20 protein-coding genes are annotated in these 23,678 nt (G+C 64.9%); 9 read left to right on the top strand and 11 right to left on the bottom strand.

Annotated features, from left to right (window positions below; genetic code table 11):
* Positions 1-31: 31 nt before the first annotated feature.
* The 3 genes from WKB88_RS02440 to WKB88_RS02430 all read left to right on the top strand — a co-directional run bounded on the left by WKB88_RS02440 (position 32) and on the right by WKB88_RS02430 (position 4,156).
* On the top strand, positions 32-1,675 hold the full coding sequence (locus WKB88_RS02440; protein ID WP_341392948.1) for a Na+/H+ antiporter: 1,644 nt from the start codon (positions 32-34) through the stop codon (positions 1,673-1,675).
* Positions 1,676-1,826: 151 nt separating this feature from the next.
* Positions 1,827-2,186, top strand: a complete 360-nt coding sequence (cmtR, locus tag WKB88_RS02435) for a Cd(II)/Pb(II)-sensing metalloregulatory transcriptional regulator CmtR (protein ID WP_341392947.1) — start codon at positions 1,827-1,829, stop codon at positions 2,184-2,186.
* On the top strand, positions 2,183-4,156 hold the full coding sequence (locus WKB88_RS02430) for a heavy metal translocating P-type ATPase (protein ID WP_445818852.1): 1,974 nt from the start codon (positions 2,183-2,185) through the stop codon (positions 4,154-4,156). Before cmtR ends, WKB88_RS02430 begins: the two co-directional genes overlap by 4 nt.
* 25 nt (positions 4,157-4,181) lie before the next feature.
* Here WKB88_RS02430 and WKB88_RS02425 read toward each other — a convergent pair whose 3' ends face one another.
* Positions 4,182-5,117 carry a DMT family transporter gene (locus tag WKB88_RS02425; RefSeq protein WP_341392946.1) on the bottom strand — a complete coding sequence of 312 codons (936 nt, stop codon included), beginning with the start codon at positions 5,115-5,117 and terminating at the stop codon, positions 4,182-4,184.
* Here WKB88_RS02425 and WKB88_RS02420 point away from each other — a divergent pair.
* Positions 5,116-6,537, top strand: coding sequence for an aminotransferase-like domain-containing protein (locus WKB88_RS02420; protein ID WP_341392945.1), 1,422 nt, complete (start codon positions 5,116-5,118; stop codon positions 6,535-6,537). The two genes, WKB88_RS02425 and WKB88_RS02420, sit on opposite strands and share 2 nt — an antisense overlap.
* Here WKB88_RS02420 and WKB88_RS02415 read toward each other — a convergent pair.
* On the bottom strand, positions 6,534-7,373 hold the full coding sequence (locus WKB88_RS02415) for a formate/nitrite transporter family protein (protein ID WP_341392944.1): 840 nt from the start codon (positions 7,371-7,373) through the stop codon (positions 6,534-6,536). The two genes, WKB88_RS02420 and WKB88_RS02415, sit on opposite strands and share 4 nt — an antisense overlap.
* 125 nt (positions 7,374-7,498) lie before the next feature.
* Between WKB88_RS02415 and WKB88_RS02410 the strand changes: the two genes are divergently transcribed.
* Both WKB88_RS02410 and WKB88_RS02405 read left to right on the top strand, forming a co-directional pair.
* The gene (locus WKB88_RS02410; RefSeq protein ID WP_341392943.1) at positions 7,499-8,863 is read left to right on the top strand and encodes an MFS transporter; all 1,365 of its coding nucleotides are present in this window, start codon (positions 7,499-7,501) and stop codon (positions 8,861-8,863) included.
* A gap of 10 nt (positions 8,864-8,873) precedes the next feature.
* Entirely contained in the window at positions 8,874-10,136 is a 1,263-nt protein-coding gene (locus WKB88_RS02405) for a glycosyltransferase 87 family protein (RefSeq protein WP_341392942.1), read from the top strand.
* Here the strand turns inward: WKB88_RS02405 and WKB88_RS02400 are convergent.
* The 5 genes from WKB88_RS02400 to WKB88_RS02380 are packed head-to-tail and all read right to left on the bottom strand — an operon-like array spanning position 10,126 to position 16,537.
* Complete coding sequence (locus WKB88_RS02400) at positions 10,126-11,043, bottom strand: ROK family protein (protein WP_341392941.1); 918 nt, start codon at positions 11,041-11,043, stop codon at positions 10,126-10,128. The two genes, WKB88_RS02405 and WKB88_RS02400, sit on opposite strands and share 11 nt — an antisense overlap.
* A 2-nt stretch (positions 11,044-11,045) precedes the next feature.
* Positions 11,046-12,788 carry an ABC transporter ATP-binding protein gene (locus WKB88_RS02395; RefSeq protein WP_341392940.1) on the bottom strand — a complete coding sequence of 581 codons (1,743 nt, stop codon included), beginning with the start codon at positions 12,786-12,788 and terminating at the stop codon, positions 11,046-11,048.
* Positions 12,785-13,663 (bottom strand): ABC transporter permease, encoded by an 879-nt coding sequence (locus tag WKB88_RS02390; protein ID WP_341392939.1) that lies wholly within the window; start codon positions 13,661-13,663, stop codon positions 12,785-12,787. The genes WKB88_RS02395 and WKB88_RS02390 overlap by 4 nt, the downstream gene beginning before the upstream one ends.
* Positions 13,660-14,655: an ABC transporter permease gene (locus WKB88_RS02385; protein WP_341392938.1), complete on the bottom strand. Its 996-nt coding sequence runs from the start codon at positions 14,653-14,655 to the stop codon at positions 13,660-13,662. Before WKB88_RS02385 ends, WKB88_RS02390 begins: the two co-directional genes overlap by 4 nt.
* 43 nt (positions 14,656-14,698) lie before the next feature.
* Positions 14,699-16,537, bottom strand: a complete 1,839-nt coding sequence (locus WKB88_RS02380; protein ID WP_341392937.1) for a peptide ABC transporter substrate-binding protein — start codon at positions 16,535-16,537, stop codon at positions 14,699-14,701.
* A gap of 201 nt (positions 16,538-16,738) precedes the next feature.
* Here WKB88_RS02380 and WKB88_RS02375 point away from each other — a divergent pair, with 201 nt between their 5' ends.
* The 3 genes from WKB88_RS02375 to WKB88_RS02365 are packed head-to-tail and all read left to right on the top strand — an operon-like array spanning position 16,739 to position 20,207.
* Entirely contained in the window at positions 16,739-17,896 is a 1,158-nt protein-coding gene (locus tag WKB88_RS02375; protein WP_341392936.1) for an ROK family transcriptional regulator, read from the top strand.
* A gap of 41 nt (positions 17,897-17,937) precedes the next feature.
* The gene (locus WKB88_RS02370) at positions 17,938-19,479 is read left to right on the top strand and encodes a M81 family metallopeptidase (protein WP_341392935.1); all 1,542 of its coding nucleotides are present in this window, start codon (positions 17,938-17,940) and stop codon (positions 19,477-19,479) included.
* Positions 19,476-20,207, top strand: coding sequence for a copper homeostasis protein CutC (locus WKB88_RS02365; RefSeq protein WP_341392934.1), 732 nt, complete (start codon positions 19,476-19,478; stop codon positions 20,205-20,207). The genes WKB88_RS02370 and WKB88_RS02365 overlap by 4 nt, the downstream gene beginning before the upstream one ends.
* 82 nt (positions 20,208-20,289) lie before the next feature.
* Here the strand turns inward: WKB88_RS02365 and WKB88_RS02360 are convergent, their stop codons facing one another.
* From WKB88_RS02360 to WKB88_RS02345, 4 genes are all read right to left on the bottom strand, one after another.
* Entirely contained in the window at positions 20,290-20,748 is a 459-nt protein-coding gene (locus tag WKB88_RS02360) for a MarR family winged helix-turn-helix transcriptional regulator (RefSeq protein ID WP_341392933.1), read from the bottom strand.
* On the bottom strand, positions 20,745-21,641 hold the full coding sequence (locus tag WKB88_RS02355; protein ID WP_341392932.1) for an alpha/beta hydrolase family protein: 897 nt from the start codon (positions 21,639-21,641) through the stop codon (positions 20,745-20,747). Before WKB88_RS02355 ends, WKB88_RS02360 begins: the two co-directional genes overlap by 4 nt.
* Before the next feature lie 99 nt (positions 21,642-21,740).
* Positions 21,741-22,637, bottom strand: a complete 897-nt coding sequence (locus WKB88_RS02350) for an alpha/beta hydrolase family protein (RefSeq protein ID WP_341392931.1) — start codon at positions 22,635-22,637, stop codon at positions 21,741-21,743.
* Positions 22,638-22,739: 102 nt separating this feature from the next.
* A complete protein-coding gene (locus tag WKB88_RS02345) occupies positions 22,740-23,672 on the bottom strand; it encodes an AraC family transcriptional regulator (RefSeq protein WP_341393202.1) in 933 nt (310 codons plus the stop codon).
* Between the last annotated feature and the right edge of the window lie 6 nt (positions 23,673-23,678).

The raw sequence follows: 23,678 nt of genomic DNA, 5'->3' as shown, positions 1-23,678 counted from the left end.
AACAGCTCCGGCTGCCCTGCGGACGGCTGACATGCTGGCCTCCGAACTGGTCGTTATCCTTGCCGCGGCCGTGCTGCTCTGCACACTGGCAGCGCGGCGGTGGGGCCTGCCTGCACCGGTGTTCCTGCTGGGCTGCGGCATTGTGCTGGGTTTCATTCCGGCGCTGGCCCGGGTGGAGCTTCCGCCCGAGGCCGTGCTTTTCCTCTTCCTGCCGGCACTGCTGTACTGGGAAAGCATCACCACTTCGCTGCGCGAGATTCGCAGCAACCAGCGCGGTATCGTCCTGATGGGAACCGCACTGGTGGTGGCGACGGCCGGGGCGGTCGCCGTCGCTGGCCATGCGCTCGGCCTGCCGTGGGGCCCGGCCAGGGTTCTGGGTGCTGCCATTGCCCCCACGGACGCCACCGCCGTCGGCGCCCTGGCGCGGGTCCTTCCGCACCGCTACGTCACGCTGCTGCGGGCGGAAAGCCTGATTAATGACGGCACGGCCCTGGTCATCTATGGGGTGGCGGTTGGGATCACGGCCGGAACGGAACAACTGAACACGCTCGAAATTTCCGGATTGTTCCTGCTGGCCTATCTGGGCGGCATCGCAGCAGGCCTGGTGACCGTCTGGTTGAGTTTCCGCGTCAGAAAGCGGGTTCAGGATCCCCTGCTGGGCAACGTTGTCACCATCCTGACTCCGTTCACCGCATTTGTCCTGGCCGAACTCATCAACGCCTCGGGGGTGCTCGCCGTCGTCGTTGTGGGGCTGGCGATGAGCCAGGCGGGTCCGCGGATTATCCGCGCCGACACACGTCAGCAGGGGCAGGCGTTCTGGTCCCTGACCACCTTTCTTCTCAACGGAGCCCTGTTTGTCCTGGTGGGGCTGGAGCTGCCGCGCGCCGTCAGCGACCTGCCCGGGCGGCAGCTGGCGCAGGGCCTGTTCCTGGTGGCCGTGGTGACCGCGGTGATTGTTGCCGTCCGTCTGCTGTACCTGTTTCTTGATGCGTACGTCTTCCGGCTGCTGGACCGGCGCGAACGCCGGCTGAAACCGCGCGTCAACAACCGGATCCGGGTGGTGAGCGGGATGGCGGGGTTCCGCGGTGCCGTATCGCTGGCCGCCGCCCTGGCGACCCCGCAGTACACCGCATCCGGTGCGCCCTTTCCCTACCGGGATCTGATCATCTTCGTGGCCACCGGCGTCATCATCCTGACACTGGTGGTCCAGGCCCCGCTGTTGCCGGTGATCGCACGGTGGGCCAGAATGCCGCTGGATGCGGCCCGGCGGAAGGAAGAGCAGCAGCTGGCGGAAACTTCAGCCGTCGCGAATGCGCTTGAGGCATTGCCGCAGGTCGCCGCTGAGCTAGGAACTGATCCGGATGTCGCCGACGAGGTCCGCACCGAATATGAAAGGCGCCTGGCCACGCTCAACGCGCTGCAGGACGAGGATCAGGGGAACGACGACGGCGCCCGGCACCTTGCGCGTGCGGCGCAATACCGGGACCTGGGTCTGGCACTGCTGGCCCTCAAACGCGGCACCGTAATCCGGCTGCGGGACGAGCGGCGAATTGACGACGCCGTCCTGCTGCAGGTGCAGTCCTCCCTGGATGTGGAAGAACTCCGGCTGTCATCCCGCGGCGATCCGGGCGGCGGCGATTCCGGCGAAACCTCGCCTCCGGCGCCGGAGACCTAAGCCGAACGGGAGCGGCGCGGCCCGGCGGCCCGGGTCATGGCCCCCGTCGGGGAATGTGGTTGGCGGGAATGATCTTGGTGGTCCGGATTGGTGCTCGGCACGAGCCCTGCGTAGGCTCTCAACAGTTCAGCCGTTGCTGTATGGTCACTGTATGCTGACCATTTCTTCACGACTCGATGTGATGAACCGGATCGGTCGTGCGATGGCCGACCCGACCCGCTCGCGCATTCTCATGGCCCTGCTGAAGGGCCCGGCCTACCCAGCAGGGCTGGCCCGGGACCTGGGCCTGACCCGCTCCAACGTTTCCAACCACCTGGCCTGTCTGCGGGACTGCGGCATCGCTGTGGGGGAAATCGAGGGCCGACAAACCCGCTATGAAATTGCCGATCCCCATCTGGCACACGCCCTGACTGTCCTGATCGATGTGACCCTGGCAGTCGATGAAAGCGCAGCCTGCCTGGACCGGGAATGCCCGGTTCCCGGTTGCTGCGAGGCCGGAGCCGGCGCATGAGCTCGTGCTGTGCACCTGACGAACCGAACCCGGACTTCGCCGAGCCCGAGCCCGAAGCCGGCACTGCATGGTGGCGTGACCGCGGAATCATGATTCCCCTCGCGTCCGGCCTTGCCTTTGCCGCCGGGATGATCGCCCACTGGTCAGGGATGGAAGTGTTCGCTGCCGTGCTTTTCTGGGCGGGCTTGCTGCTGGGGGCGTCGACATTCGTTTCCGGCGCCATGCGCAACCTGGCCAAGGGCAGGCTCGGCATCGCCTTGCTGATGACCATGAGCGCCACCGGGGCGGTCATCCTGGGTTACCTCGAGGAAGCCGCAGCGCTGGCGTTTCTCTATTCGATCGCCGAAGCGTTGGAAGACAAGGCCATGGACCGGGCCCGCAGCGGACTGCGGGCACTGTTAAAACTCGTTCCCCAGACCGCGAACATCCTCACCAACGGCGAACCGCTTTCGGTCCGTGTCAGGGACCTCGAGGCCGGTCAGCTGATGCTCGTCAAACCCGGAGAGCGGATCGCAACCGACGGCATTATCCGCAGCGGACGCAGCTCCCTGGATACCTCGGCGATCACCGGTGAATCCATTCCCGTAGAGGTCCGGCCGGGCGACGACGTTTCCGCCGGCGTGATCAACACCTCCGGCGTCTTGGAAATCGAGACGACCGCCGCAGGGACCGACAACTCCCTCACGACGATCGTGCGTTTGGTCGAACAGGCGCAGACCGAAAAAGGCGAACGTGCCCGTTTGGCCGACCGCATCGCCCGCCCCCTTGTGCCCGGGGTGCTGATCCTCGCCGCATTGGTGGCCCTGATTGGCTCACTGCTGGGCGATCCTGAACTGTGGATCACCCGCGCCCTGATCGTTCTGGTCGCCGCTTCCCCCTGCGCCTTGGCTATCGCGGTGCCGATTACAGTCGTCTCGGCGGTCGGCTCGGCCAGCAAATTCGGTGTCATCATCAAAAGCGGCGCGGCCTTTGAGCGGTTCGGCTCAATCCGCCACCTAGCCATGGACAAGACCGGCACCCTGACGCGGAACCAGCCCACCGTCACCGAGGTGCTGGCTGTCGATGGAACCAGCGAGCGCCAGGTTCTGGCCTGGGCTGCTGCCCTGGAACAGCACAGCACCCATCCCCTCGCCACCGCCATCACCCGGGCAGCACCTGAAACAGCGGCCGCCACCGGCATTACGGAGGAAGCCGGGCACGGCATTTACGGCACGGTCGACGGCGCCGTCGTCGGCATCGGCAGTCCCCGCCGGTTCGATGCGGGGGATCTCGCAGGGGCGGTGGAGCGGTTGGAATCCTCGGGCATGACCGTCGTCGTCGTTCACCGCGGGGGTGCAACCGTTGGCGCTATTGGAGTGCGCGACGAGCTGCGCCCGGAAGTTCCCGACGTCGTGCGCGCCCTCACCGCCGGAGGCATCGGCGTCACCATGCTGACGGGAGACAATGCCCGCACCGCCCGTGCCCTCGCTGCACTGGGCGGAATCGAGGATGTCCGTGCGGAATGCCGACCCGAAGACAAGTCCGATGCCATCCGCGAGCTGAACGCCGCAACGCCGACGGCGATGATAGGCGACGGCATCAATGACGCCCCGGCTCTCGCCGCCGCGGAGGTGGGGATCGCCATGGGAGCCGCCGGCTCCGATGCCGCCATCGAATCTGCCGACATCGCCTTCACGGGCCACGACCTGCGCCTGATTCCCGGAGCCATTGCCCATGCCCGGCAGGGCCAGCGGATCATGAACCAGAACATCGTGCTCTCGCTGCTGATCATCGCGGTGCTTCCGCCGCTGGCCGTCACGGGTGTCCTGGGCCTGGCCGCCGTAGTCCTGATCCATGAGGTGGCTGAGGTCATCGTCATCCTCAACGGGCTACGCGCAGCTCGAACGAAAACGCGCCCGGTTCAGTCCGGGGGTTCTCCTGCGGACCCGCAGGCTTCCCTTCGCAGCATCTCTCCCACCACCGCCTCATGAAGCTGAATCCCGGCACCGTCCTGACCTAGCGGCGCAGCCGGACCCGGACGGATGCCGCGGCACAGGCGATTACCGCCGCCCCGCCCAGCAGCGTGGGCCAGGTGAGGTGTTCATCCAGGAGCAGGGCCGCCCAGCAGATGGTCAGCACCGGCTGGACCAGTTGAATCTGGCTGACCTGGGCCATGGGGCCAATGGCGAGTCCCCGGTACCACGCGAAGAATCCGAGGAACATGCTGACAACGCCGAGGTAGGCGAGCGCCGCCCACTCGCCGGGAGAGCCCGACGGCGGCTGCCGGACAGCCGCTACCGCCGTCAGCACCGCCATGAGCGGTGCCGCAAGGACGAGCGCCCAGGAAACGGTCTGCCAGGCGCCAAGTTCCCGGGCCAGCAGGCCGCCCTCGGCATATCCCACCGCGCCCGCCGCTACGGCGCCGAAAAGCAGCAGGTCGGCCCACTGGAGCCCGCCCAGTCCCTCGCCGTGGAGGGCCGCAAACACCACAACCGCGGCGACGCCGGCAGCTGCCGTGATCCAGAAGAACAGCGGCGGACGCTCATGTCCGCGCAGCACGGCGGCAACGGCGGTGGCCGCCGGCAGAAGGCCGATGACGACGGCGCCGTGGCTGGCCGGAGCCGTTGTCAGCGCGAATGATGTCAGGAGGGGAAAACCGAGGACCACACCTCCGGCCACCAGGGCCAGGCGCACCCACTGCCGCCGCTGCGGAAAGTGCTGCTTGGTGAGTGCCAGGGCGGCCGCTGCCAGGAAGGCGGCTATAACGGCACGGGCGGAACCGATGAAGAGCGGGGAGAGACCGCCGTCCTCCACTGCGATCCGGGTCACCGGCAGGGTCAGGGAAAATGCGGCAACGCCCAGCAGACCCCACCCCAGCCCGGCCTTCAGGCCGGGGCCCGGCGCCGATAGCAGTGGTGCCTGACGGCGAGTAGCGCTACTATGCTGTGTCATGTCTCACGATAGCAGCAGTGCTCGCATCGCCACAGGGCTGCGCGCCTGGATTTCAACGGCGGCGCCCGGCGCCAGGATCCCCTCCACCCGGGCACTGGTTGAGCAGTACGGTGCAAGTCCGGTGACGGTGCAAAAGGCCCTGCGCATCCTGGGCGCACAGGGGATGGTCGAAAGCCGTCCCGGCGTCGGCACCTTTGTCCGTGCCGCCCGGCTGGCACGCCCGCACGACTACGGCTGGCAGACCGCGGCACTTGGGTCCCCGCAGGCACGCCTGCCGCAGCTGTCCGCAGCCCTGCGCACCGCACCCAACGACGTCATTGCCCTCCACTCGGGCTACCCCGACCGGGAGCTGCTGCCCGAACGGCTGGTCCGGGCGGCCTTCACGCGGGCCGCCCGCAGCGGTGCCGCGGTGAGCCGTTCCCCCGCCGCGGGCCTGCCCGAACTGCAGGCCTGGTTTGCCGCGGAGCTGGAAGCTGCCGCTCCGGCCGGCGCCGCTCCCCCGGCGGCGGGCGACGTCGTCGTCCTCCCCGGCAGCCAAAGCGGACTCAGCACCGCTTTCCGGGCACTGGTGGGCGCCGGCCGGCCGCTGCTGATGGAGTCGCCCACGTATTGGGGCGCCATTCTCGCCGCCGAGCAGGCCGGGGTGGAGGTCGTTCCGGTCCCCAGCGGCGCCAACGGCCCCGATCTCGCAGATCTGGTGCGCGCCTTTGAGCAGACCGGCGCTCGTGCCTTCTACGCCCAGCCCACCTTCGCCAACCCCACGGGCATCCAGTGGACGCCGGATCTTTCGGCCGAGGTGCTCGGTGTGGTGCGCCGGTTCGGCGCGTTCCTGATCGAGGACGACTGGGCCCACGACTTCGGCATCAGCGCGGACCCTGCCCCTTTGGCGGCCCGCGACGACGGCGGGCACGTGGTCTACCTGCGGTCGCTGACCAAGAGCGTGTCACCGGCGGTAAGGGTGGCCGGTATTGTGGCCCGCGGTCCGGCCCGGGAACGCATCCTGGCCGATACGCAGGCGCAGTCCATGTATGTCAGTCCGCTGCTGCAGGCGGTGGCGCTCGACGTCGTGACGCAGCCCGCGTGGGGAACCCACCTGCGCGGACTGCGCCGGCAGCTGGCCGGCCGCCGTGATCTGCTGGCTGCGGCGCTGCGCGAACATGTCCCGGGGGCGGAGCTGCCGGTGCTGCCGCGCGGCGGACTGAACCTGTGGCTGCGGCTGCCGGAGGGCACGGACCTGCTCCGGCTGGTCCGGGACTGCGAGAGCGACGGCGTGGTGGTCGGGACCGGGAACGAGTGGTTTCCGGCCGAGCCCACCGGACCGCATCTGAGGCTGAACTATTCCGGGCAGAATCCGGGCGCGTTCCCCGAGGGCGCCCGGATCATCGGCAGCGCGCTGGCACGGCAGCAGAACGGGCCCTAGCCGTTGCCGCGGGAGGCGTCCGGGTCGCGGGGTGCTTCCCGCCGGCGCTCGGCCAGCAGTTCCTTGGTCCGGACCAGCCGCAGGGCTGTGACCAGCACCAGGCCGCCCACCATATTGAAGAGCAGGGTGTAGGCGAACCAGACAAGCCATTCCAGGTAGGAAATTCCGGCACCGGACTGCATGGCGCCGAAGATCAGCAGCGAGTCCAGAATCGAGTGGAACAGCTGGAGCCCGGCCAGGAGGAAGCCGCCGATGACGGTGGCGACGATCTTGGCCGGGTCCGAGGACGTCCCCTGCTGCATGCGGCTCATCAGGGTAATCGTGCTGCCGCCCAGGATGGCCAGTGCAACCGTCTGCAGGGAGAACGGTGCGTCGGTGAAGTGTTTGGCCGATTCGGCCACCGTGGGTTCCCACTGCGGGAAGGCCTGCATGACAATCCACATGAACACCCAGCCGCCGGCGAGATTGGCCAGCAGCGTGCCGCCCCAGAGTTTGCCCAGCTGCTTCAGGCTTCCTTCCTTCGCCACCACGGCGGCAACCGGCATCAGGAAGTTTTCGGTGAACAGCTCGCTGTGCGCGAGGTACAGGGCAATCAACCCCACGCTGAAGGCAATTCCCGCCAGCAGGTGGTCTCCCGTTTCGTGCAGGACTGCCAGATAGGCCATCACGCCCAGCCCGACTTCCAGTCCGCCAAACACGCCGGTGACAAGGATGGTCCGGAACGTCCGGTGCAGCCGTTCAGCACCTTCCGTGACCGTGTTGTCAAAGGACTCCTGCAGTTCATCCTCAACGGGCGCTTCGGATTCTCCGATTTCCCTGCGGCGTTCCTCGCTCATGGTGTCCTTTCGGTGCCGGTGCCGGTGCGCGGAGCCGCGTTTCCCGGTTGGGTTAAACAGTAAGCCTGCTGAGGAAAAGCGGAATCCCTGACATATCCCGATAAGTGATCTACTCTTCTAGATCAGTGAGTGATCCGGAACACCAGATTAACGGGGAGCGGGATATGCATCAGCGCATTGGTCAGCGGCACGGCAGCCCGCCCGGCAGTCCTCCCGGCACCGAGGCGGGCATCTCGCCGTCGTACTGGTGGTGGCTTTTCGGCACGGTCTGGACCCTTCTGGGAACCCAGATCCTGTCGTTTGGACTGAGCTGGGCTGCGTCGGCCAACGGAGGCGTAGCCGCCGGCATGGTTCTGACAGCGCTCACCCTTCCGCGCGTGCTCTTCTCCCTTCACGGAGGAGTGGCGGCGGACAGGTCGGGGCCGTGGAAAACGATGATCCGGACGGACGCGTTCATGTTCTGCGTTTCCGCCGCCGCCGCGGTACTGGTGTTCTCCCTGGGGACGCCGCTGTGGCTTCTGCTCTCCACAGCCGTACTCCTGGGAACGGCCGATGCCTTCTACCGGCCGGCGTCGGGCTCCTTCCCGCGCTTCCTGACGCCCGGGACGAGCCTGCTGCGGGCAACGGCGGCACGGCAGGCCCTGATCCAGCTCACCGCCGCGGCCGGGCCGGCAGCGGGAGGCTTCGTTGTGGCCTGGCTGACGCTGGCCGGCAGCGCCGCCGGGGCTGCGGTCGGTTACCTTTTCATGTTCCTGGTGCTCCTGTCGCTGCGCCGTGCCGCAACCGGCAACGCCGGAGACGCTGCCCCGGAGGCTGCCGGGCCGGGTACAGACGGGGCTCCCGGGCCCGGCGGCATGCCGAGGGTTCCCGCCCCGCGCCGCTCTGTGCTGGTTGAGGCAGCCGACGGCCTTCGGCTGGCCTGGAGCCTGCCGCAGGTGCGCGCCGTCCTTGGCCTGCTGGCCGCCGTCTCCGGCCTGGTGCTGCCGCTGACCACGCTGCTCGTTCCGCTGCTGGCGCGCAGCCGGGGTTGGGACGCCGCGGCGGCGGGCACCGTTTCAGGGGGTTATGCCGCGGGGATGGCGGTGGTTGTGCTCGTTATTGTGGCGCGCGGCCGGCGTGCTTTCGCCTGGTTTCCGCCGGTGGCCGGCCTGGTGCTGTGCGGCGGGGCCATGGTGGCAATGGCCTTCATCCCGGGGGTGGTGCTGTGCGGGGGGCTCTCCGTCGTCGCCGGCCTGGGAACCGGGATCTTCAGCGCCAAGGCAGCGCCGCTGCTGCTTCTGGCGGTTCCCGAGTCGTATCTGGGGCGTGTTCAGTCCGTTGCGCTGCTTGCGCAGATGGTGCCGCTGCTCGCGGCCAACAATTTGCTCGGCTGGCTGAGCGATGTCATCGGTCCGGCACCGGTGATCGCCGGCTGCGGAGCCGCAACCGCGCTCATCGCGGCCTGCTTCCTGGGCCGGCCGGCGCTCCGCGGGCTGGGGCGGCACAACTAGACTGACAGGCATGGCGTTATCGACGGCGGACCAGGGGTCCCGGCAGCACACCTTCACCCGGGCCAACCTCCTTTGGCTGCTCCTCGGACTGCCGGCGGCGCTGGCGCTGGTGGTCGTGGGCGCGCAGATCCACGGACTGGACTTCACCGTGTACCGGGAGGGCGCCCGGGCATTCCTGGGCATGGGCGAGCACCGGCTCTATGATCCGAGCCTGGTTCAGACCGACACCCGCGGGCTGCCGTTCACCTATCCCCCGTTCGCAGCCCTGCTGCTGACGCCGTTCGCGTTCCTGCCGGAGGCCGCGGGGCTGGTGCTGCTGACGGCCACCTCGTGCGTCTGCCTGGTCCTGACCGCGCTCCTGGCCGCCCGCTATCTCCGGAACAACAACGTCCTTCCGGAACGGTTCCGGACCGCGCTGGGCGGGACGGCCGGCGTCGTCGTGCTCGCCACCCTGCTGATCGGCGTGCTCGGGCCGTGGCGCGAAGGCCTGGGTTTCGGGCAGATCAATCCGATGCTGATGGTGCTGATCGTGGCGGATCTGGTCCGGCCCGCGGGACGGATTCCCCGCGGTGCGCTGATCGGCCTGGCTGCCGGAATCAAGCTCACGCCGCTGGCGTTCGGGCTGATCTTCCTGGTCCGGCGCGACTGGCGGGCAATCCTGACTCTTGGCATCACGTTTGCGGCAACGGTGGCCGCGGGCTGGCTGGCCTCGCCGGAGCAGTCGCGGATCTTCTGGTTCGATTCGCTCTTCGATTCCAACCGGGTGGGCGACACGACGGATATGTACAACGTGTCGCTGAACTCGCTGATTGCGCATCTGGGCACGCCCGAGCAGCTGCAGCGTCCGCTGTGGCTGCTGGCTTCGGTTGCCGTCGTCGTTCTGGGTTTCCTGGCGATCCGGCGTTCGGATGAGCGCGGAGACCTGCTCGCTGCGATCAGTGCCAATGCCGTGGTGATGCTGGCGATCTCACCGATTTCCTGGTTCCACCACTGGGTCTGGATCGCCATGGTCCTGCCGGCGCTGTGGGTGGCGGTACGACGGCGGCGGGCCGGGGTCCGCGCCGCAGGCATCGTCCTGCTGGCGGCCATGATCCCGGTGTTCATGCTCTCCTCAATCACCATCACGATGATGCTGACCGGAACGGTGAGCGGGCAGGGGCCGGCGGCGCTGGAACTGTTCACCAGCCTGGGCGTGGTGCTGCCGGTCGCGGCGCTGGCGTTCTGGGCGACTGCCCCGAACCCCGAATCCGGTGCAACGACCCTCAGCAGATAACCCGCGCCGAAGGCAGCGAATCCGCAAACTGAGAGGCACCGATGGCCACGGCATCGGACCCCAGCGCACTCTTGAGAATGCTGACGGGATTTCCTGATATGGGCGGCGAGCTGAGCAGCTCGGCATCTACTGCAGGCTGCAGCAGATCCCAGGCATGGGCAACTCCGCCCCCGATTACGATGGTGGAAATGTCCAGAACCCCGGAAACAATTAATGCTGCCCGCGCCACCCCGGCACCGGCAGCTCTGAATATGGATTCAGCATCCGCGTCGCCTCCGCGGGCCAGCTCTGCTATCTCCTTGGCAGTGTGCTGCCTTCCCGTTGCCTCTGCAAACAACGTAGCAATGGAACGCCCTGATGCCAGTGTCTCCAAATGTCCCCTGCGGCCGCAGGTACACAGCCTGTCGCCAAACCCAGGGATGTGTCCTATTTCCGCCGCAGCGCCGGTTTCACCCGTGTGCAGGGCGGAGTCCAGGACCAGACCTCCACCCACGCCCGTGCCTAATGCAATCCCGAAGAAGTTGGGCAAGAATCGCCCGGCTCCGAAACGCTGCTCACCCAGAACAAATGCAGCAACGTCGTTCCCCGCGCGCACCGGCATACCCAGGCTACGGTTGAGTTCATCACCGAGCGCGTAGCCTGCCCATCCTGCGAAGGAATCACTCGCTGCCAAGACAACGCCGTCGGCATCAATCACGCCTGCCGCTCCGGCTCCCGCAACGCGAGGAGTAACTCCGGCGCGGGCCGTTGCAATGCTTGCTGCGGAGTGACAAGCCGCCACTATCGCATCTCCGCCGTGCTCGGCCGGTGTGTCCTGTACCGCCCTGCCCCGGACAACTCCGTCTTCATCCATAACGACAGCGGAGATTTTGGTCCCGCCGATGTCTATTCCTAGCCGTGGATACATGGTCAGGCGACCGTCGACTTCGCGGTAATCAGGGCCCGTCGCGCGTTGCGGCGTTCCGCTTGAGTGATCGGATTGGGACTCGGGACAGAGGCCAGAAGACGGCGTGTATAGGATGCCTGAGGGTGCAGCAGCACCTCGGCAGTGTTTCCGGCTTCAACGACCCGGCCGTTCCGCATCACTGTTACGCGCTGGCAAACGGAATGGACAACCGCTAGGTCGTGGCTGATGAACAGGCAACCAAAGCCAAATTCCTTCTGCAAGTCCAATAGCAGCGACAGCACTTCATCCTGTACCGAGACGTCCAGGGCGCTGGTGGGTTCATCAGCGATTAACAGTTCCGGTGTCAGGGCCAGGGCGCGCGCCAGGCCGATACGTTGTCGCTGCCCTCCAGACAGCTCATGAGGGTAACGGGAAGCCGTACCCTCGGGTAGGCGCACGGCGTCAAGCAGTTCGTCGACCCGGCTGTGCCGTTGCCTGCGGTCGGGCCGGCGGCCCTCGATGCCGTGCATAACCAAGGGCTCAGCTATGGAGTCGCCCACCGTCATCCGTGGATCCAAGGATCCGCCCGGGTCCTGGAAAATAACTCCGATGCGTGAACGCAGCTTCCGCAACTGACGACGGGAAACGGCGCCAAGGGGCGCACCGAAGAGTGTGATGTCGCCCGCCGTGATCGGAACCAGGCCCAGAGGAGCCCTTCCGAGCGTGGATTTTCCTGAGCCCGATTCACCCACCAGGCCCACAATCTCCCCCTGTGCGATCGACAGGTTGATCCTGTCGACGGCACGGACTTTGTGCCCGCCGGAGCTGTAATCGACGCATATCCCCCGCATGTCCAGAATGGCGTCTTTGGGTGGTTCAGCGACAGGCTCCTCGAAGCTGCCGAATTGTCCCGCACGTTCTTCGGCAATAATCCTGTCCCACTGCGCCTCGGGAAGAGTGGGTACAGCGGCGAGCAGAGCCCGGGTGTAGGGCTCGGCGGGGGCGGTGAGTATCTGCACCGAGGAACCGGTTTCGACGACTTTGCCGGCGTTCATCACAACGACCCTGTCGGCCAGATCTGCCACCACGCCCATATTGTGGGTGATCAGCAGCAGAGCCGTGTTGGTGTCCTTCACCAATCCCCGCAGCAGTTCCAGTATCTCGGCCTGCACCGTGACGTCGAGTGCAGTCGTGGGTTCATCGGCAATGATCATGGTGGGGTTGCAGGCCAAGGCTATGGCGATGACGACACGTTGGCGCTGGCCTCCTGACAACTGATGCGGATAGCTGTTCGCCTTCGCCTCAGCGTCGGGTATGCCGACATCATCCAAGAGCGCGACAGCACGCCTACCAGCTTCGGATTTTGATAGTTTGTTATGGTTCAGGATCGCCTCGGACACCTGGTTGCCCACCTTCATGGACGGATTTAACGCGGTCATGGGCTCCTGGAAGACCATCGACACCACGTTGCCGCGGGTTGCATTCATGACCGATTCCGAGGCATTCAAGACGCTGGTGCCGTCAACTTCAACAACGCCTTCAGTCCGGGCGTTGCCCGGAAGCAGGCCCATGACCGCCAAGGACGTGATGGACTTTCCGCTGCCGGATTCCCCGACAAGTGCCAGCACCTCCCCACGCGCGATCTCAAGCGACACCCCTCGGACCGCATTGACCGTCCCGTTGTCCGTCTTGAAGTCAACGGTCAGGTCTTTAACGCTGAGCGCTGGAACAAGACGTGTTGCCGGTGCTGTCCTCGCGCTGCTCACGATCTACCCCTTACATCAAACATGTCGCGGAGGCCGTCACCTATGAAGTTGAAGGCGCTCACGACCAGGACTATGGCGATTCCCGCCGGAAAGATCAGCCACCAGGTGCCGGAATAGACGGAGGATATGCCGTCCGAAAGCATGGCACCCCAGTCAGTGGCCGGCGGCTGCAGGCCCATTCCGAGGAAGTTGATATACGCGATCAACAGAATGGCGTCCGCAACCTGAAAGGTTGCATTGACCACGACGGTGCCGATGGTATTCGGGATGATGTGCCGCAATATGGCACGCCGATTACTTCCGCCGGTTGCCTTGATCGCCAGGACATACTCCCGGCTCTTCAGGGATAAGGCTTCCGCACGCGTGAGCCGGGCCGGTACCAGCCAAGAGACCGCGCCGATAATCAGCACCAACATCCATTCGCTCGGCCGGACGACAGCGGATATTACGAGCAGCAGAAAGATGCCGGGGATGGCGATGCCGGCATCTACAACCCGCATCATGGCAGAATCCACCACTCCGCCGAGGTAACCTGCAATCGATCCCCACAGCGCGCCAAGGATAGTTGCCAGCACACCGGCGGCGAGACCGATGAGGATGGACGTGCGGCCTGCTACCATCAGCCGTCCCAGAACGTCGTACCCCAGACCGTCAGTACCGAGCGGATGCCCGTCCTGGCCCGGCCGCAGGTCCGCTTGCATCAGGTTGGTGGAGACCTGTTCTGTCGGATAGACGAGCGGCCCTACAAAACAAAAAACCACCAAGGCCAGCACTATGCCCACCCCCAGAAGCGCCAGCTTGTTGGACCGGAACTGCCGCAGGGCGCGCGCCCCCGGGGATTTCTGGGCAGGACGGTCGAGCGATATGGCACTCATCGGGCACCTCCACGGGCACGGGGGTCGAGAATGAACTGAGTGATGTCGGCAAGCAACGATCCAATGACGGTCGCCACTGAGATGACCAGGACACAACCCAGCAGAACCGGGAAGTCGCTCGTCTGAGCTGCGTTCCAGAAGAGCAGGCCCATCCCGGGGAAGTTGAAGAGCTGCTCAACCACCAGCGCACCACCGAACATTACTGGCAGGTAGTAGCCGAGCATTGTCACCACCGGGGTCAGGGAGTTTCGCAGGACGTGTCGAAAAACCACTTTGTTGGCCGGGGTCCCCTTTGCTCTGGCCGTCCGAACGTAATCCTCGTGCAGATTATCGATGGTGGATGAGCGCATATAGCGCGAGAAGGTGGCCACGCCGGCCAGCCCGCTGGTGAGTACCGGCAGGATCATTTCCTTCGGATGGGCAAGGATTTCGGCCACACTGTTTCCTTGCGGCGCGTTGGCGGGAAGCCATCCGAGCACCTGGCTGAAGAGCATAATGAGCAGCAATCCCAGGAAAAAGCTCGGAGTTGAATACACAATGAAGTTCAGCCCGGTCATCACATAATCGAAGGGCTTGTTACGCCTGAGCGCTTGGGCCATTCCGAGCGGGATCGCAACCACCAGAGCACCAAGCACGGCAGTCAGAGCCAAGACCAGCGTTTTCGGAAGCCGCTGCATGATTACATCGGAGACCTCGGTGTTCATGACAAATGATCGGCCCAGATCCCCGCGGAGCCATTGGCCTGCATAATTTAGATACTGCTGGACGAGAGGCAGATCGAAGCCCATCTCGTGGTTGAAGGCCTCAATCTGTGCCTCCGTAGCCTGCTGTCCCAGGATCCCCCGGGCTGGCCCGCCCGGGAGTGCCTGAAGCAGCATGAAGACAACTATTGAGACGATCGCGATGACGACCGCCGCCTGCACAAGCCGCTTGGCCAAAAACCAGCCAAACATCCGTGTCCCTGAGCGATCGCGAGTGGCGGTGGTCGACATCAGCGATTCTCCTTCTTGGTTTACTTGGTTCGAGGAATCCGGGTTAGTTGTTCCAGCCCCAGCGCTGGGGGAAGAAATTAGCCGTGGGGTCTTGTGTTGTACCGGTCAGGCCCTCGCGGATTACTGAGACCTGGTAAACGGGGTTAGGAAGCCACATCACCGGCAGGTCCTCGGCCAGAAGTGCGGAGTACTTCTGCATGGTGGCGGGATCATTCGTTTCCAGGGCATCGCCCATCAGCTGGTCGGCCTCAGTGTTCGAGTAGTTGCCGAAGTTCACGGAAGCGCCGGTGGCGAAGATTCGTTCCCCTGTGGGATACGCGGGGAAGTACCAGGAGCCGGCGGCCCCAAAGTAGGAAAACTGCCAAGAGCAGTCCGCGGCGTCGGGTTCGCAGGGGACGGTCCGGTTAAGCACGGTGTTGAGCGGAGCCCGGTCGAACGTCACTGCGACGCCGATGTCGCGGAAGGATGACTGCATCGCGGCGAACTGCTTATCCGCCTCGTCGGAGCCTGACTGGACCATCATGGTCAGGTCCATCCTGGTTCCGGCTTCCACGCCCTCGCCGCATTGGCTGTTACCGATTCCTGCGTCCTCGCACACCAGAACGCCGTCAGAACCGGCTTCCCACCCATGGTCCGCGAACAGCTGCTTTGCTTTGTCCAAATCAAAGGGGTACGGATTGTTTTTCTGCTCATCCGACAGATAAGAGGAGTCGATGTCCTGGGGAACCGGGCCGTAGACCGGGTTGGCGCCGTCCTTCCAAACGGTCTTTGAAATAGTCTCCTGATCGATGGCGCTTTGCAGCGCCTGGCGGACGTACAGCTGCTTGAAGGTGTTCCCCATCTCCGGATTATTGAAGTTGTAGGGCATGTAAGTGACTGCCCATCCTTCCCACTGGTCAATCACATAATCGTTCGATTCAAACTGTGATTTCTGGTCCATAAGGGACGTGGGGATGTAGCCGTAATCTATGCCCTTGGAACGCAGCAGATTTACTTCCGCATCCGCAGACGTAAACGGAAGCAGGTTGACGGTCTGGACCTGCGCGGTGTCCTTGCCGCTGTAGGCATCATTCTTGACCAGGGTGACTTTTCCGGAGTTGTCGAAACCACCCAGCGCAAAGGGACCGGAAACGGTCTGCCACAGCGGGTTACTCGCATAGGAGGACATGTCCTCCGCTGATTTCACAAGGTATCCGAAGATCGCTTTGGCGCCCTCATCCGTACGGTCACCGTCGCCGGCCGGGGCATCGTCCGCCGTCTTTGCCCATGCATGGTGCGGCAAGGGTTTGATGCTGATGAGTTGGGTGGAGGACAGCCAATCCTGGTTGTAGACCTTGTCGAAGGTCAGCGTGAATGTCTTCTCATCGGTGTAATCGATGTTCGTTATGTTGTCCGGAAGGCGACCCTCTTTGTATCCGCCCCAGGCCTCCTTGTTCGCCCCAATCAGGTTGAACCAGAATTCAACGTCGCGGGTGGTTATAGGCGTGCCGTCGCTCCAGCTCATGTCCCGCAGATGGAAAGTCACCGACGTTCCGTCCTCGGAATACTCCATCTTGTCCGCAATACCAGTCTCAAGGTCCAGCTTCATCTCGCCCTTGGAACCGTCAAAGGTCATCAGCGGAGACCACAGGGCCTGAGTGATGGAGGAATTATGCGTAGCCATCTTGCCCGCCGTCCCGATGGGCAAGATCCAGTTCGGTGTGGCGTTAGGCGGAAGTGCGTAGTTGACGGTATCAGTGTCCACCCCGGCCGGCACAGAGGCGTCACCGCCGGAGGTCTCCGTTTGGCCTCCGGAACTTGCAGAACATCCGGTGAGCAGCAGTGCCGCCGCAGCGATGGCGGCGGTCAGGCTCACTTTCAATCGTTTGTGGTCTCTAGGCATGGGAGTTTCTCCTGTACGGGTCGGTGACCGGGAATCCACTTAATTCGAACGCGAACAAAGTACATACGTTCTTGGAAGAACTATGTGTAATCTAGAGCACAAAGTTCGTTTTTGGAACTTCCAATCGTTTATGAATTTCGGATTCAGAACCATCTGCGGTCCTTCGTGATGAAACAGTGCACATCCACCGAAAGGAAACCCATGAGCGCGGGCAATCTCGCCGTCGATGTACTCCGCAGAATTTCCGTTGAGCCCACCACGCGTTCCGCCTTGGCGAAGTCTCTGGGGCTAGCGCCCTCCACGGTGTCCGCAAAAGTTACGGAACTTATCGCATCCGGAGTTATTGAAGAGCAGGGAGTAGCCCCTTCGCTCGGCGGTCGGCCCGGACGCCTTCTCTCGATCGCTCATCGTTCGGGGCGGACCGCGGTTATCGCCTTGGGTGCCCGGCATGCCACCGTAGGCCTCTCGGACTTGTCGCGGAACGTGGTGGCTTCCACATCGATTGTCGTGAACGTTGCCGACGGGCCAGAAGCGACAGTGGACCTGCTGGCAAAGGAGGTTCAGGCGCTGATACGGAGCACCGGCGGCGACCTGCTCGCCGCAGGGATCGGATTACCCGGCCCGGTGGACACCGAAAGCCGGACGGTCATAGCACCCGCCCGCATGCCCGGGTGGCACCGACAGGATGTTGGAGCACTCTTGGAAGGCGCACTCTCCGTTCCTACTGTCACCGACAACGACGCAAATCTGGCTGCCCTGGGCGAGTTCCTGTCCCGGACCGACGCCGCGACAAACTCAATCACCGTTCTGGCTGGTACAGGCATCGGTACCGGCATCATCGCGCGCGGCGAGCTTTACCGCGGTTCGTCCTATGCTTCCGGGGACATCACGCATACCAAGGTCGAAGCAGCCAATGACCGGATGTGCTCCTGCGGGAATCGCGGATGCCTGGAAACGATCGCATCCGGCGCTGCCATTGTCCGCGATCTTTCGGAATCCGGTATTGCCGTCAAGAACATCAACGAAGTCCTGCTGAAGGTGCGGGACGGGGATCCCGCGGCGAATGGAGTGGTCCGTGAAGCTGGCAGACAGCTGGGGTTGGCCCTCAGCACAGTGGTGAATTTCTTCAATCCAGGAGACGTGTACCTGTCCGGCGGCCTCTCGTCAGCCAACGTATATGTAGCCGCCGTACGATCCCAGCTCTATGAACGCTGCCTACCGCTGGTTACGTCAGGACTGCGGGTTGAGGCATCCAAACCGGGCGTCGAGACAGGGCTGATTGGAGCCGCCGAGCTGTCCATCATGCATCTGCTCAACACCCGAACCCTGCCCGCTTCGCTCACGCGCCCCGCCGGCTAAGACCCGACACCGCCCTGCATCAGCCAAAGGAGTCCCCCAGCATGAGTTCACAATCTCACCGCCCCCGCATCGGTATGGGCGGAATGTCTATCGAATCATCAAACTTCTCACCCCACCGTTCAGGTTTCGACGCCTTCAACTTCACCAGGAACGGGGAGCTGCTATCGCGTTACACCGCCCTGCAGCCGGTTAGCAGCGGGTATTCTCCGGAAGTGGCCGGTACTGCGGAGTGGTTCCCCCTGGTCCATGCCCGGTCGCTTCCCGGCGGCATGGTCCTGCCCGAGGTTTATGAAGCTTTGAAATCAGAACTGGTGGAGATGATTCACAAGTCCGGGCCCTTCGACGGATTTCTCTTGGACATCCACGGGGCCATGACCGTTGTGGGACGAGAGGACGCCGAAGCGGATTTGGCATCTGCAGTCCGAACCGCTTTGAACGAGGTCAGCGCCAGATCAGGGTCCCCGCGCACCCTGATCTCCGCCACAATGGACCTGCACGGCAATGTCTCGGCGGATTTGGTCGCGGTGTGTGATCTGATGACGTGCTATCGCATGGCACCGCACGAAGACGAGCAGGAAACGAAAACCCGAGCCATGAAGAACCTGCTTGTCAGGCTGGCCGACGGAACGGGGGCACCGGCGAAGGCGCACGTGCGAATCCCGGTTCTGCTGCCCGGCGAAAAGACCTCAACCCGATTGGATCCGGCAAAGCGGATCTACGATGCTATTCCACGCATAGAGGCCTTGGACGGCATTGTGGATGCATCTATTTGGATAGGGTACGCATGGGCAGACGAGCCGCGTTGCTACGCCTCCGTCGTCGTGACCGGGGACGATGCTCGGCTCGCTGGAGATAAGGCATCCGAGCTTGCCCGGAGCGTCTGGGAAGCGCGGCAGGACTTCCGCTTTGTGGCACCCGCAGCACCATTGGAAGAGTGCCTAAGTGCCGCGCTGGAACCGGGCGCCGCCCGCCCGTTCGTGCTTTCAGATTCCGGGGACAACCCCACAGCTGGAGGCTCAGGGGACGTCACTTGGACGTTGACCCAGCTCGTCAAGGATGCCCGCTTCGGGGAAGCCGGGCCCCGTACCGTCGTTGCATCGGTCTTCGACGCCGATGCCGTCGCCGCGTGCCACGACGCGGGAGTAGGCGCGGAGGTCGAAATTGCGGTCGGTGCCGGTGTCGACTCCATCCACGCGGGCCCTGTCACACTTGCCGGCGTGGTGTTACGGGCGACTGGTGGCGATGACACTTCCGGGCGGGTCGCGGTCATCAAAGTAGGTTCAATTGAAGCCATCATCACCGAGCGGCGCAAGCCGTACCATCGGATATCAGACTTTGCCGCAGCCGGGCTTACCGTCTTCGATGCTGACATTCTGGTGGTCAAAATCGGCTATCTGGAACCCGAGCTGTTTGAGCTCGCTGCGGATTGGCGGTTGGCCCTGACCCCCGGCGGCGTAGATCAGGACCTGATCCGGCTAGGTCACCGGAAGATTGACCGGCCCATGTTCCCCTTTGACACCGACATGCCGAGTCCCGATCTGAGCGCTACGGTCTACGCAGCTGTTTCAGCAGGTGCCTCATGAGGCCCCGGGTTGAAATTGCTGTCCAAGACCTGGCAGGCGCACAAACAGCCATGGAAAAGGGGGCTGACCGGATAGAGCTATGCACGGCGCTGGCACTTGGCGGGCTCACCCCGTCCTTGGCTACGATCGAGCAGGCGGTGTCCGTGGGCATTGCCGTACACGTCCTGATCCGCCCGCGCGCCGGCGACTATGTTTACTCTCCAGCAGAAACCGCCCTCATGGTTGCTGATATCCGCCACGCGGTCCGCGCCGGCGCGGCCGGCGTGGTGATTGGAGCCCTAACACACGGTGACCAAGCACTCGATGCCGAAGCGCTGCAGGTCCTAATCGCTGCAGCACGGGAGGAGAATCCCGCCGCGGAAATCACCGTGCATAGATGCGTCGATGTGCTGATCGAAAACGGTATTCACGTCCGGGACCTTATTGACCCGCTGCGTGCTCTGGGCGTGGATCGAATACTCACTTCCGGCGGAGCGGAGATCTCCCGTCAAGGGGCCGGGGTCCTGGAACAATTGCGGCGCTACGCCTCCGGGAAACCGCAGATTCAGGCCGGTGGCGGAATAGCCGCAAAAGACGTTGCCGCACTTCGCGGACTCGACGGTATCCATCTTTCCGCGCGGGAACAGCGTCGCGGAGGTAGGTCAGGCCCCGGAGGCGGACCGAGCCAGTATGACGTTACTAGCCCGGAGCTGGTTTCAGCAGTGATTGCAGCTGTGTCCCACGGATAGCCTGTTCCGCCGCCATCGCCGTAGGATCTTTCAGCCCCCGCCGGCGATTTTGCTGGTCGGATCCGGGTTTGACGGACCAGCCTCAGTCCAGCACCTCAGCGACATGCCGCAGCCACCGGGCGACGACGGCGAGTTCCTCGCCGCTGAACCCGTCGGTAATCTTCCCGTTCAGCTCGCCCAGGACGGACTGCACCGCTCCGAGCGCGGCCTTCCCGTCAGCGGTCAGGTTCACCCGGATGGTCCGGCGGTCCCCCGGATCCGGTGCCCGGGTGATGAGTCCAGACTTCTCGAGCCGGGACAGCAGCCCGCTCAGTCCCGCCGGGGAGGCATCCACTGCGTCGGCCACCTCGCCGGTGCTCGCGCCGGGACGGGTGGCCAGGTACAGCAGCACTCCGGAGGCTGCCGCGCTGAGGCCGCGGTCCTCGCCCCGGCGCCCGATCCACCGGCGCAGCCGCCGTTCGGCGGTCAGCGTGAGGAAGATCAGACGGGGCGGACGTCTCCGGCCGCCGTCGTGCGCCCCGCCGTCGTCGTCCTGCTTCACCGCTGCGTCGCGATCCGTTCGTCCAGCCAGGCGAGGACCTCCGGCCACAGTTTCTCCTTGCCCCCGCGGCGGAAGAAGCCCATGTGCCCGATAGCGGGCATACCGGCGTCGTCGGGGGTGTAGGTGCGCCGCTCCAGTGAAGCGTTGGGAAGCCGGCCGTAGATGGCGTTGATCTGCCCGGGCGTGGCCCAAAGGTCGTCGCTGAAACCGACGGACAGCACTTCGGCCCTGACCCGGGCGGCGCGTTCGGCGGCCTGCATGCTCGGATCGTCGAAAAAGTAGTTTGGCCGGCGGGACCAGCGGCTCCACTCGAGCATGGCGGCACCGGGCATATCCTCGCCCAGGCCCATCTTCCGGCCCGGCACAACGCCGAGCAGCCTGCCGGTGAGCGGGCCGAGGACCCGCAGGACCAGTCCCACGCGCAGCCGTTCCTTCGGATCCGAGATGGTTTTGGTGACGCCCGCGTGCGAGGCGATGGCCACGAACCCCAGCAGTCCGTCCGTGCCGTTGTTCAGTGCCATCGCATGCCCGCCTATGCTGTGTCCGACGGCCAGCTGCGGCAGGTCCGGGAACCGCCCGGCCATCCATCCGGCGGCGGCCGGGACATCCTGGTTCATCCAGTCCCGCATCCGCAGGCTCCGGTTGGCCTTCGGGCTGCCGGACGCGCCCGTCCCCCGGTAGTCATAGGTGAGAACCGCGTACCCGTTTTCCGCGAGATATTCCGAAAAGCCGGTGTACAGGCGTTCGGCAACCGCAGTTGCCGGATGGACGACGACGGCGGCCCGGGGCGCGACGTCGGCCGGCAGACGCAGGGTGCCGGCCAGCGCGCCGCCCGCAGGCACAGGAATACAGATTCGCTCGGACGTGACCGCTGCCACACTGTTATTTCGCATGCGAAGCAATATACACGGGACCCGCGGTTTCAAGTAGCCCTGTGCCTGGCTCCCGTTATCCGGCACCTCCGTCAGAGGAGCCGTTCGGTGGTCACCGGGTCAGGACCGGTTGGGAATCCGCTCGCCGAGCCAGTCCCGGACTTCAGGCCACAGGCTGTCCTTCACGCTGCGCCGGAAAAAACCCATGTGTCCGATGGCAGGGACGCCGCCGTCGTCGGGCGTGTAGTTGCGGCGCTCAACGCGCGCGTTCACCAGATGGCCAAAGAACGGGCCAATCTGGGCCGGAGTGGCCCACAGATCGTCGCTGAGTCCGACGGCGAGGACATCGGCCTTTACCTGGGCGGCTCGCTTGGCGGCGTGCATGCTCGGGTCGTCGAAAAAATAACCGGGCTGCCGGGACCAGCCGCTCCATTCCAGCACCGCGGTTGCGGGCATGTCCTCTCCCAGTCCCAGCCGCCGCGCCGGAGCGAAACCCAGCACCCGGGCACACAGCGGGCCGACCACCCGCAGCACCAGGGTCACCCGAATCCGTTCCTTCCGGACCTTGACGGCGCGGGTGACTCCGCCGTGCGACCCGACGGCGACAAAGCCGGCAAGACCCTCTGTTCCGTTGTTGAGAACCAGGGCCTGGCCGCCGAGGGAGTGCCCGACGGCGAACTGCGGAAGATCCGGGTACCGGCCGGCCATCCACTCGGCCGCTGCCGGAACGTCCTGTTCCATCCAATCCCGCATCCGCAGGTTCCGGTTCACTTTCGGGCTCCCTGAGGCTCCTATTCCGCGGTAGTCGTAGGTGAGGACGGCGAATCCGTTCTCGCACAGGTACTCGGCAAAGCCGGTGTACAGCCGCTGCGCGACTGCAGTTGCGGAATGGATGACCACGGCAGCGGTCGGCAGGCTCCCGGAGGGCGTGCGCAGGATTCCGGCGACCGCTCCCCCGGCCGCCACGGGGATCGTGACCTGCTCAGAGGTGACCGGAGACGCGTTCTTGTTGGGCATGCGAACAATATACGCAGGACGCCGGGTTCCGCGTACCTGCGACGCGCAGCCGGCTGCCTGCCTCATCCGCCAGTTCGTCGCCTGTGGCTCAAACGGCTGTGGCTAGTTCGTCGCCTGCTGCGGCGCCCGCATCCTTGACCGGTAGCGCAGTGGCGACTCACCCACGCTGCGCTTGAACGCCGTGCTGAAAGCGCTCTCGGAGGCATAGCCAAGGTCAAGGGCCAGGGACCGGATCCGAACATCGCCCGACTGCAGTTCCCGCTGCGCCACCAGCATCCGCCACTGGTTCACGTAGGACCGGGGCGGCGTGCCCGCCGCTTCGCGGAACCGTTCGGTGAAGGCCGTGCGGGACATGGCGGCCGCGCGGGCCAGGTCTTCCAGACTGGGCGGCGTGGAAATCCGGTCGTGGATCAGTGCAACGGCAGGCCGCAACCGTTCATCGGCAACCAGCTTCAGCCACCCCCGGGGCAGCTCCGAGTTCTGCATGAAGGCCCGAAGTACTTCCACCAGCAGCAGTTGTCCGTACTGGCGGACGGCAAAGGCGGAGCCGGCCCGGGGGCTCGACACCTCCGTGAACAGCCGGTCGATCAGGTCATGCAGGTGCGGTGCGGCATCCGTTCCCGATCTGATGTGCGCCACGGACGGAAGGGCCTGCAGCAGCAGCTCCCTGCCCGTGGCGTTCACGGCTATTCGACCGCCGATGACAATGTCCTCGGCGCCCGGGGCGCCCTCGCCCAGTCGGACAAAGGTTCCGCTGGCCGGCGGCTCCAGGAGCTGCGGCGCGGCGTCGCCGCTTCCGCCCTCCAGCCTGAGCCAGCGCCGGCCGTTGAGGACGGCAACATCGCCGCCCGCCAGGATTAGGGGTGTCGTCGACCCGTCTGTGGAGAGACGCACCGTGCCCTGCACCACTGCAAAGAACTTCAGGTCCTCATCGATGCTGCTTTCGGTTTCCCACCGTCCGGACACCGCGGTGCTGCCCGAAATAATGCTCCTCACCTCAATGAGGTCGAGCACCTCCGATAACCGGTCATCCATCACGTT

The organism is Arthrobacter sp. G119Y2 (assembly GCF_038069765.1).
In the GTDB taxonomy this organism is placed as follows: domain Bacteria; phylum Actinomycetota; class Actinomycetes; order Actinomycetales; family Micrococcaceae; genus Arthrobacter_B.
This window is presented reverse-complemented; position numbering and strand designations above follow the sequence as displayed.